Source organism: Carboxylicivirga linearis, from assembly GCF_018271995.1.
GTDB classification, from domain to species: Bacteria; Bacteroidota; Bacteroidia; order Bacteroidales; family Marinilabiliaceae; genus Carboxylicivirga; species Carboxylicivirga linearis.
The window spans coordinates 57,768-69,280 of sequence record NZ_JAGUCO010000014.1; the positions used below are offsets into that span (position 1 = coordinate 57,768).

The window sequence follows — 11,513 nt, forward strand, 5'->3', positions numbered from 1 at the left end:
AATTCAGATAAATAAAAAATGGGATCTAAATACATAGGTCCCATTTCTGTTTAATAAACTTAGTTTCTATAACTCAATTATATCATCATCTTTGGTTTGAGCATCCACAACTGTAATGGAAGCCATATCAACAATCTCGCGAACCGACGCCTGCATCTGAAGCACATGTATTGGCTTGCGAATCCCAAGAAGAACTGGTCCGATTATTTCCACCTGACCAAGCTGTTGCATCATTTTATAAGCAATATTTCCGGAGCTTAAACTAGGAAAGATAACGGTATTCACTTCTCGGCTACCCAATTTGGTAAAAGGAAATTTCTTCATGCGTAACTCAGCATTAAAGGCATAATTCGCTTGCATCTCTCCATCCACAATCAGATTCGGATAATTTTCATGCAGGTATTGAACCGCTTTTCGTACTCTCAATGGACTTCCCTGACGAGTGGAACCAAAATTAGAGTATGACACCAAAGCCACCACTGGTTCAATATTAAATTTCTTGACTTCATTAACCGTTAACAAAGTTGTATCTGCCAAGGTACGTGATGAAGGTTGATAATTAACAGTTGTATCAGCAAAGAAATAAGGCCCTTTCTTAGTCATTACAATGTACATACCAGCTATGTGATTCAAAGTATTATTAGAACCCACAATCTGTAATGCCGGACGAATAGTATCGGCATATTTACTGGCAAATCCGCCTAAGAAACCATCTGCTTCACCTGCCTCTACCATCATAACTCCAAAGTAATTACGATCGTTCATCAAGCGGCAAGCATCTTCTTTATTCAAACCTTTACGCATACGCTTCTCAAAAAGCATTTGCGCATAGTTTTCTTTTCTGTCTTTTTGGTCTTCTTCTTTAGGATCGATGATTGGCAATCCTTCTACATCTATTTTATTTTCTTCGGCAAGCTTCAATATAGCTGTTCTGTCACCAAGTAAAACCGGATGTGCAATGCCTTCGTTGCGCACTATATCCACCGCTTTTAAAACTTTAAAATGATCGGCATCGGCAAAGACAATCTTCTTAGGATCGGATTTAGCTTTCACACTAACATCGCGAACCAATTTATTATACAAGCCCATACGTTTCATTAATTCAATACGATAGGCTTCCCAATTATCAATGCTTTTACGGGCAACTCCTGTTTCGATGGCTGTCTTTGCTACAGCCGGAGCCACCACCGTTATCAATCGGGGATCAACGGGTTTAGGTATCAGATAATCTCTGCCAAATATTAAATTCTGACTTTTATAGGCCGCGTTAACCTTTTCGGGCACATCTTCTTTAGCCAGTTCAGCTAAAGCATAAACCGCCGCTTTTTTCATCTCTTCATTAATCGCCTTAGCCCTTACATCCAAAGCACCTCTGAAGATAAAAGGAAAACCCAACACGTTATTAATCTGATTGGGATAATCAGAACGACCTGTGGCTATTATCACATCCTCACGGGCCGCCTTGGCATCTTCGTAGCTAATTTCGGGTACGGGATTAGCCAATGCAAAAACAATGGGATTATCGTTCATTGAACGCACCATTTCTTTTGTAAGAATATTACCTTTTGATAATCCCAGAAAAACATCTGCCTTTTTAATCACATCTTCCAGATGCACTAATTCACTATTCTGAGCGAATTCAATCTTGTATTTATTTAAATCGGTTCTCTTTTTTGTTATCAAACCTTTACTATCAAGCATAAATACATTCTCGGGCTTCACGCCCAACGACATATACAGCTTGGTGCACATAATAGCCGATGCTCCGGCTCCATTCACCACTACCTTAATTTGAGTAATGTCTTTATCAACAAGTTCAATGGCATTGATTAATCCGGCTGCAGAGATAATGGCTGTACCATGCTGATCGTCGTGAAAAACAGGAATATCTAATTCTTTCTGCAGTCGTGTTTCTATCTCGAAACATTCCGGTGCCTTAATATCTTCGAGGTTAATACCTCCAAATGTGGGGGAAATAGCCTTAACCACTTTCACAAAGTCATCAACATTGGTTTCGTCAACTTCAATATCAAACACATCAACATCGGCAAACACTTTAAATAAGAGCCCCTTTCCTTCCATTACCGGTTTTCCGGCACTTGCTCCTATATTTCCTAATCCCAGAACTGCCGTACCGTTTGAAACAACAGCCACCAGATTACCTTTGGCAGTATAACGATAAACATCATCGGGTGTTTTTTCAATTTCGAGACAAGGATCAGCTACTCCGGGAGAATAAGCAAGTGACAGATCGTGCTGAGTACTGTAAGGTTTTGTTGGTACTACTTCGATTTTTCCAGGTTTACCACTCTCATGATAGTCAAGAGCGTCCTGCTTTGTAAATGAAGCCATAACAGGTGTAATTTTCAGATTATTATTGGGTAAATTATTAATACAAGTTAGGTATTAATACTACAGTAACCAATAACATATATCAATTGCGATTGTTCTTTTATAAGACGTTTTACTTCTGAAATAAAAAAAACGGACAGCAAGATAAAACTTACTGTCCGTTGCATTCACTTATAGTTTATCTCCTAGTAAATCTCTGGTAAATCCGAAGCAAATACGGTTTCATCTTTCTCGTAAAACTCATTGAAGTTATCAGCACTGGCTTCACCCGGATAGGTAAAATAGAACTGAGTTTCTTCGAGGTTTATCCAAACCAACGCCCATCTGATGCCCGTATCTTTAGTATACTCCAAAAGTGAATCGGTCCACCAACGCTCAGGCTTTTCATTTAAATAACCTGTTTCTGTTAAGGCATAAGGCTTGTTCTTTTCTATTGCTATTGATTTCAGAATGTCGAGATTTTTAGGTAATACTTCGTCATATTTAATTCCGTAGTGCGGAAAATCATATACATCAACACCTAATATATCAACCCATTCATCCCCCGGATACTTGGCCAGGTATTCTTCTGCTGATCCTACAATATTAGGTGAATAGGCATACAGCACATTATGCACATTCATGGTATCGCGCAAATAACTAACTGTATATTTCCAAAGCTGTGTATATTCTTCAACCGAACACAAATCATCGCCCCACCAAAACCAACTACCATTATGTTCATGAAACGGACGAAAGATAACTGGCACATTATTGCCTTTTGAATCTTTCAGATCGGAAAAGAAATGACCGATGTAAGTAATCCATCCGTTAAATTTATCATTCAATGCTCCGCCGGGCAACAATTGATTAACCACTACTGTAGTGTCCCAGGTAGTTCCTCCTGTGGAAGGATGTACCGGGTGCCAGCTTAAGGTATTAATAGCCCCCATCTCGTGAGCCTTTACAATAAACTTCTTCATATGTTCGAAGTTGACTGTATCGATATTAACAGGCGAACCTGTTTCGATATGCCCTAAATCCCAACCAAAGACTGCCGGGAAATCACCACTTATTTTATGAACATCCGAAGTATATTCCTCTCCATCAAACTTCCAGCCATGGCCATAAGCAAAGGAGTCTTCATGACCAAACATGATTCCTAAAGTATCGCTCGTTGCCAAAAAATCGTAAAGCTTCTTTACATTTTCGTCGGCTTTTTTATCAACTACTTTAATTACTTCTTCAGGAGGTGTGCTACATCCGGTATAAACAGCCGCAAAAACAACTAAAAACCAAAGATTTGTATAATATCTGAATTTCATAAAAATTAAATAATACTAATTTATAACTCCTAATATACATCATTGAACCTTGTGGTAGTATAAATGAGTTAGAATAGTATTATACTTTTATCAGATTGTATCAATTCTTATTCATATTCGTTCAGAATAGCATATAATTTAATTTCAAGTATATCTTGTATCGTATTATAATGATATATTCGCGCACCAAAAATCACACATACTTAATAGAATTCATCACGGGGATGAGTGTTGAAGATTAATGAAAATGAATTCAATTATAGCCCAACCTAAGAGTAACACTAAGGTACATAAAGTCAATTGGAATGGATTAATTGTATTCCTTATTCCATTCTTTGTAAGCATCTTCTCGCTATTGATTTATAATCTTTACCAATCAACAGATGATTTGTCGGTTTCTTTCATCAACGAAAACAGTAACGAAATAAGGGAGATGGTACAAAATTACGTTGATGATATGAACAGGCTGGTTTTAAACAATCCTACAACAGGATACGAAAGTTCAAAAGACATATTGCAAGCCGAAGAAAATAACAAATACTTTATGCCTTCGATGGTATATTCCAATAATGTTACCTCTGTGGTTGTAGCTTCATCCAATGGTAATTCATATATGCTGCATCGAAAAGAAGGCCAATGGATGAACAGAATTACTTATAAGGAAAGCAGTAAGAAAAAAGAGATTCAGACATTTTGGAAAGATCAATTTTCAAAAAACAATCAGATTACAAAAGTAATAGATGACTCCACTGTTTATAATCCTTGCACAAGACCCTGGTATACTCTATCCATAAAGCAACAATCCAAAGTGGTTACATGGACAAAACCTTATCAGCTTCAAACCGATCATAAAAATGGCATCACCGCTTCAACCTATTGCCTTGCAGCGAATGGTGACACCATTGTTACCGCTTATGACATTCTTTTGCGAAACTTTAACCGCATCATCCAATCTGTTTCGCTTACTGCTAACAGCTACGGGTTTATTGTTATGGCTAACAATATGGAATTAATTGGCATTAACGACAATCAAACTAAAAAGAATACTGACTTTTCATCTAATTTTCTTCTTCAAAATATTAATACTATTGATTTAATACCGCTAAAAAAAGGTATCAACTATTGGAAAAAATCTAAAAGCAACGCCCCCTTTGAAATGAGGATTAACAATAAACACTGGTGGATTAGCTTTCAGCCCATCTATTCAAATAAGGATAACATCTTGTTTTATTCAATAATTATTGTTCCGGAAAAAGATTTTAGAGCAACGATGAACCAGACTTTGAATATTACTACCGGAAGTTTTATAATAATTCTGTTGTTGCTCATTTTTATTCTATCCAACTTCCATAAAATTAACTCACAAAACAAATTATTGCAAAAGAAAAGAATACGAATTGCCCGTCAGAAGAAATTTATACAAGAACGTAACAAAGAAATATTAGACAGTATACATTATACAAAAGCAATACAGTCATCGATGCTACCCAAAGATGAGCAGTTAACTAATGCTTTCTCTGATCATTTTATTTTGTATATGCCCAAGGATATTGTTAGTGGCGATTTATATTGGCATCAGCCTTTTGATGACTGTCAGATGATAGCAGCCATAGATTGCACCGGACATGGTGTACCGGGTGCTGTCTTATCGATGATTGGGTATGGAGGCCTGAAGAGTGCAACTATCAGTCAAAGGCTAAAACAACCTAATAAAATTCTTGAACATCTTGCAGATGTGGTTACTTCCTATTTTTTAAATACCTCTAAACATCAAATCAACGATGGAATGGATATTGCTTTTACTACTTATTACCCAAAAGACTCACTCATTAAATATGCTGGAGCAAAAAACCCAATTTTGATAATTCGCAATAATAATACTCCTCTTATTGTAGATAATACTATTCAGAAACCTCTTTTACACAATCAGAACAGATACCTGTACTTAATAAAGGCTGATAGAAAGGGCATTGAAGCCTCGTCCTCTTCTTACAATTATAAATGCCAATCTATTCAAGCAGAAAAAAACGATATGATCTACTTATTTACCGATGGTTTTGCTGATCAATTTGGAGGTGAGAAAGGCAAAAAGTTAAATATGAAACGCTTTAAAGAGTTGATTTTGGAGACATCAAGCTATCCATCAATGGCGCAACAAAAAGAGCATTTACAAAACTTCTTTTTAAGATGAAAAGGCCCAGAGGAACAGGTTGATGACGTTCTTGTTATTGGATACAGAGTTTAACTCACAGTTTATCCGATTTCTGAGCTTAAAAAACCGCATAAGATAAAGTTATCGACCACGCACTATAGTCAGTTGGACCACTATTCAACTCTGACATTGATAAGATGTTTCTTTTAGGTTCAAATAAACAACCTATTTTAAGCTTATTATAAGAGGCACCAAAACCAATAAATGCCAGTGCTGTTGGTTTTATTTTTGATTTTTCGGAATATAAAACATCATTATAATCAGTATACTTTGCCACATATGAATTAATAGCCAGATCTAAACTATAATTAACATCAACATACAATCCGAATTGATCTGTAATTCGTTGCTTATAGCGTATACCGGCAGGCAGGCGGAAAGTCTGATATCTAAGTCGGCCCTCTATTGTCTTAAACCTATCAGAAATATCCCATCTTTTATCAGAACTATAGAAATGCATTTGCGAAACAATAGCCCAGGTATTTTTCTTACCAACGCCCAATTCTATATCTATGCCCAACAAAAAACCGCTCCCATTAACAGTCATTGCTTCATCATCCCACTTTCCTGCTGGTCGCGTCATCGTATAATTCGACATCCCCACAAACGGACTAAAACTGAATTTTTGGGTTGAAGATGGAGAATGCTGAAAATAAATATCCGGATCCTGATTAGCGCAGTATTTATTATAGTTTGTAAAATATTCGGTTAATGCCTTAGATGTATATTTAAGACTCAGAATATCCTTTAATGAAATATCATCACATTTTATATCGGCTTGTATTTGTGACTTATACGAATAATCTTCCATTTCCTTCCCATTCGCACTTTGATACGTTCTATACTTAAGCAAATTCAGTTTTTCTTCATTTAACGAATACCAAAACAATACTCCATCATTATACACTGCCTGATAAAGACTGGCTTTACCCTCAACTAAAACTTTTACAAGAATTTTATTATTCCTTACCAACTTAGCTGTATGGTGCGTCACATATTTATTATCTATCTCTGCTTCTACAAGTTTGAATTTTGCAATCCCTTCAATTATCAACTCACTTATATCTTCAGATGATAACTTCACTTCTTCACTATTTTCATTTGCCTTGATATAAAACCTGGATGGTATATAATTCCACTTTTCTACCTTTACAAAGCATTCTTTTGTATTATTATCTTTATCTGCGTACTGTCCTCTTACAAATTCTGACTGAGCTAGTAGGCTTGTTGAAATTAACAATCCCAAAAGGAAAAATAAATATTTAGGCATTAGTATTGAATTAAGTTAGTTGATTTAAGGAATTTATTTCATAATAACTGTTAAATATAATATTTCATCACAAAATGAACATATACCTTTATGCAAAGTTTAGATATAAAAAACTGATTCTATGGATATCATCACTCACGGATTAACAGGTATAGGCTTATCAACCACCGTTGCAGCAGCCACACCATCGAGCTGGAAAAGTAAACTATGGATGGGGGTAGCAGGTGGCTTTGGTGGAATATTACCCGATGTGGATGTGATTTCGAAATGGGGTAGTTTTGATGCTACTTTTGGTAAGTGGTTTAATCTGCAGCAAAGCGGCAATGATATTTTTTGGGATACTCACTGGTATTCGCATCATGTGTTTACCCATTCGGTTATAGGGGCCTTGTTTTTTGCTATGATGGGTGCTGTATTGTATCTGGCTTACGGCAAACTAATGAAACTATCAAACCTAAAAAGGGTGAAGTGGTATGCACTGGCCTTTTTTATGGGTTATATGGGGCATTTGTTTGAAGATATGATTACACCCGGAGGATCGTGGGATGGTATTGCCTTTTTTTGGCCATCAGCACATTTTACAGGTGGATGGGGCAAAGTTTGGTGGTGGAATAATTACGATTTATTTCTGATTGTAATTTCGGCTCTGGCCATTAATATGGCACTTATTATGGCCCGATATAAAGCGGCTTTATTTACAAAGATAACTGTTGTGGCTGCGGTAATTGCTTTTATAATACAGATAGAACGTCGCAATTATGATTTTAACCATGGCAGTAATAAAGAAACGGTTTCAAAAGAACTGCAACAAAAATACCTGGGTAAAAACATTTATATGATTATGCGCAAGGTAGATGGAATTATTCCGGTGGCGTTTTAAAATAGCTCTTAGCTGCTATGACTCAAATGCCTCAACTATCAACTCAACCGTATTAACAAATAAATCATTCAGATCATCGATTGCTTTAATTCTAACTTCAGATTTTAAATAGTCATACGTAAAGCTAAGAGAACGAATACCACCTTTTCTAACATCTTTTATCTTATTTCGTGGACTCATTGGAGATATATTATGAATTAAATCATTTCTATTTTCAATCAGGTCTTTGTAAGATATAGATCCGATAATTTCTGATTTAATTTTAGCCTGCAATTCGATGCATTTATCTCTTTTTTCTATCCCAAAGTGACTTTTAATAGTTTTTTGATTTAACTGGTTTACAGCTGATGCAAAGTCAACTTCACTAATATTTAATCTTAAATGAAGATCCAAACAATGACCAACTAAATCAAACAGAGACTTTATTTGAGCATAATAGTTTTCTGTAAAATAATCATACCAACCTTTTAGTAGATGATCTTCTTTTTCATATCCAGGAAACTCTCTAAAATCCTCACTGATCCATTCTTTATCATCCTTAATATGTTGAAAATAATACTTACTCATCAATTCAGACTTTTGAACGTGAAACATTTTTTGCAACAAAGCCTTATAAACATTAGTTTTTTTTAATATTTCAATCATCCCATCTGGAATATTTTCATCCTCTCGAAAATTCTGATCTAATGTCTTTTTCATTAATCTAATGCTCTCAAAGCCATTTCTCTTACTAAATCTGGAATCATTTAGAATTCTTTTAGATTCTTTCGAATCAGGAACTATCAGCATATCCATAAAATAAATTTGCTTAAAAAATCACAATCACCTAAAAAATACAATTTAAGAACAAACTTCTCACAAACAAAAAGCACCGCCTCTCGACGGTGCCCTTCACTTAATCGAACATTTAAACCTATATCTTTTCGTATTCGGCAGCTTTCATCACCTTTTTTACTTCTGTACTCATTTGGTAACTCACCTTATTACCTTTAATCAGATCTGATTTAAAATCTTCAGGCGTATCGGCTCCCGAACTACTAAGAGTTACCATCAAACGCCCCAAATCGCCTAACTCAACGGTGGCTCCATCAACCAAATACTCAGGCAACACCTTTGTAAAAGCAATTAATACCGATTTTGTATCCAGCTCGTTAACCGGCGAAATTTCGGCAATTCGCTTTGATAATGTATCGAGGGTAACATTTTTGGGTCGAACAATGGAAGCATAATACTTTTCTGGTTCACTCGGTTGTCCGGGAATTTTTCTTCCTATTACTTTATAATCCATTCGTTTTAGGTATTAGTTTATAAATATTTTATGGTCTATAACCATAATTATAAAAATATTAAACTTCGGATTACAGGCAAATTTATTTGATATATTTTTTATACTATGCCTCTTATTTATAATCAGTATAATTATATATTATAATTGTATGGTCGAAATACAAAAGGACTCCTGGTCATTCTTGAAAATGATCGGGATAGTTTTTAAAAATTACCGTGACAATTTTTGATTTTCATCAGGAGAGTTTTTAAAAATCATCAGGACAATTTTCAGTTTTTATCATGATGATTTTTCGCTCCATACAAACATACACCAAAACACAAACACTAATTATTGATTTATAATCAATTACACAAACGCTACAACTTAAGAAATAAAACTAACCACAATTAGTTTTTAAACAACACAGGGCTTACCGGGTGGATAAAATAATTCCCTCCCATTCGTTTTATGATATACGATAATATCATCACATATAAACTAGGGCTAAATTAATATTGATAAATATATAATTCGAATCAATAGTTCAAATTGTTTTTATAGCAAAGTTCAACCCACTTTCGGGGTTGTATCTATAGTCAAATAGTCACCCCGCGCTCCGCACGAGGCTATTATTGTTAATGTCCTTCAGACATTTTCAAATCCTGAAGGGATTTAATATGAATAGCCACGGGTGGAACCCGTGGAATATGAACGATTTATAAAGAAACCCCAAAGTGGGTTCAACTGTTGATTCGCATATACAGTTACTAGGTCATTAATACTTTTAAATATTAACAACATAAAAAACCTCCCAGGTTTTGAAAACCTGGGAGGTTTATATCATCATAGTTACAATTTTATCGATAAACGCCCTCTCCCAAAGTAGAAGGATCATCGCTTAAGTAAACAGCCTCATTGTCGGGAGCGGATAGAACTAACACACGTCCATAGGCCTCCGGCAGCCCTAACTGATCAGCTTCTTTCCAGCGACCTTTACCATACACTGCCACTTGCTCTCCGTTTTCGAGAATGCCTTCGCGGTATCGAATGGTTTTATTCATGCCCAGCAGATTTTCACTCGTCTTGCCATGTTGCTTTAGGTAGCGTTCCAACTCAGGGGTGGCATCGTTTAAAAAGCCGGAACGAAACTTTTTATCTTTAACTATATAGCTTTTTAGGTTATTATCCTCAACAAAAGCATAACTATTGCCATCGCGAATAAGGTATTTACACTGATTGGTTTCGTTAATAATAGTATGCCAATGAGAACTCTTACCCGATGATTTTTGCTGCTCAACAATAACATGATAATAGGCACATGCTCTGCCCGACAAAGGTGCTCTAATTGGCTCATCAACAAACTCAACCTTACCTACCACTTTAGCCACATCGTTGGTGTAGAATGACAATACACGTTTAATACGGGCCTTTTTAAGTTTTCGCTTTATTATCGCATTTTTATTAAAAAAGGCAATAGAGAAGATGACTATTCCTATGACTACAAAAACAATAATAAATACAGGATCCATAACAATGATAATTAACTATGCAAATGATTACATCTTTCTTTTTAAAGGATAGCTAAAATGAAAATCTCTAAAACTACCTACAGTTGATATAACTTGCTTATTTGTTTTTTCAAATAAAGTAAGATACAGTTTCCAATGAGCCGGGTCTTTTAAAATAATTGGGTAAGCCTTATCTATTCCAGTATTAACCGTTTTATCATCTACCCACACATTACCTGAATAATGCCCTTCGAAAAAAGCCTGATACGATAAGTTGATAAATTCAAATACAATCTTTTCGTCAATAACAGTAATAATGCCGGTATAAAAACCCGTATAGTTCTTAATAATCTCAAAGCTATTATCAAAAATAATACGTCCATCTTCTTTATTAGCATACATAAACGAAGGATACAAACCATATTGAATGGCCAAAAATTCGAGAGTTTGATTAAATAACTGGTCTTTACTAGTACCCGGAAAATCATTTACATAGGTATAATGTACTACACTATCTTCATCGAGAGGCAAATCGGGATATTGATCTAGTGATTCGAGGGTGCGATTCCATCGGGTTGCCAGGGCAGAATATCGATCTTTAGTCATTTCTTTTGCGGTAAACTTACCATATAAAGCAGCCATTTCTATTTCATTTGTCTGACCTTTAACCAAAACAGTAATCAATAAAAACAAGATAATTAAGGGGCTTTTCATCAT

The 11,513-nt window shown here is 35.4% G+C and carries 9 protein-coding genes; 2 read left to right on the forward strand and 7 right to left on the reverse strand.

Annotated features, from left to right (window positions below):
* Positions 1–66: 66 nt before the first annotated feature.
* Both KEM10_RS25165 and KEM10_RS15600 read right to left on the reverse strand, forming a co-directional pair.
* A complete protein-coding gene (locus KEM10_RS25165) occupies positions 67–2,352 on the reverse strand; it encodes an NADP-dependent malic enzyme (RefSeq protein ID WP_212216961.1) in 2,286 nt (761 codons plus the stop codon).
* A gap of 185 nt (positions 2,353–2,537) precedes the next feature.
* A complete protein-coding gene (locus KEM10_RS15600) occupies positions 2,538–3,656 on the reverse strand; it encodes a glycoside hydrolase family 26 protein (RefSeq protein WP_212216962.1) in 1,119 nt (372 codons plus the stop codon).
* Positions 3,657–3,903: 247 nt separating this feature from the next.
* Between KEM10_RS15600 and KEM10_RS15605 the strand changes: the two genes are divergently transcribed.
* The gene (locus KEM10_RS15605; RefSeq protein WP_212216963.1) at positions 3,904–5,847 is read left to right on the forward strand and encodes a PP2C family protein-serine/threonine phosphatase; all 1,944 of its coding nucleotides are present in this window, start codon (positions 3,904–3,906) and stop codon (positions 5,845–5,847) included.
* A gap of 79 nt (positions 5,848–5,926) precedes the next feature.
* Here KEM10_RS15605 and KEM10_RS15610 read toward each other — a convergent pair whose 3' ends face one another.
* Entirely contained in the window at positions 5,927–7,138 is a 1,212-nt protein-coding gene (locus KEM10_RS15610; RefSeq protein WP_212216964.1) for a hypothetical protein, read from the reverse strand.
* A gap of 121 nt (positions 7,139–7,259) precedes the next feature.
* Between KEM10_RS15610 and KEM10_RS15615 the strand changes: the two genes are divergently transcribed.
* On the forward strand, positions 7,260–8,018 hold the full coding sequence (locus KEM10_RS15615; RefSeq protein WP_212216965.1) for a metal-dependent hydrolase: 759 nt from the start codon (positions 7,260–7,262) through the stop codon (positions 8,016–8,018).
* Between the two features lie 15 nt (positions 8,019–8,033).
* Here KEM10_RS15615 and KEM10_RS15620 read toward each other — a convergent pair whose 3' ends face one another.
* From KEM10_RS15620 to KEM10_RS15635, 4 genes are all read right to left on the reverse strand, one after another.
* A complete protein-coding gene (locus KEM10_RS15620) occupies positions 8,034–8,813 on the reverse strand; it encodes a Cthe_2314 family HEPN domain-containing protein (protein WP_212216966.1) in 780 nt (259 codons plus the stop codon).
* 118 nt (positions 8,814–8,931) lie between these two features.
* Positions 8,932–9,306 carry an HU family DNA-binding protein gene (locus KEM10_RS15625; RefSeq protein WP_212216967.1) on the reverse strand — a complete coding sequence of 125 codons (375 nt, stop codon included), beginning with the start codon at positions 9,304–9,306 and terminating at the stop codon, positions 8,932–8,934.
* Between the two features lie 839 nt (positions 9,307–10,145).
* The gene (locus KEM10_RS15630) at positions 10,146–10,817 is read right to left on the reverse strand and encodes a hypothetical protein (protein ID WP_212216968.1); all 672 of its coding nucleotides are present in this window, start codon (positions 10,815–10,817) and stop codon (positions 10,146–10,148) included.
* Positions 10,818–10,844: 27 nt separating this feature from the next.
* Positions 10,845–11,513 (reverse strand): hypothetical protein, encoded by a 669-nt coding sequence (locus KEM10_RS15635; RefSeq protein WP_212216969.1) that lies wholly within the window; start codon positions 11,511–11,513, stop codon positions 10,845–10,847.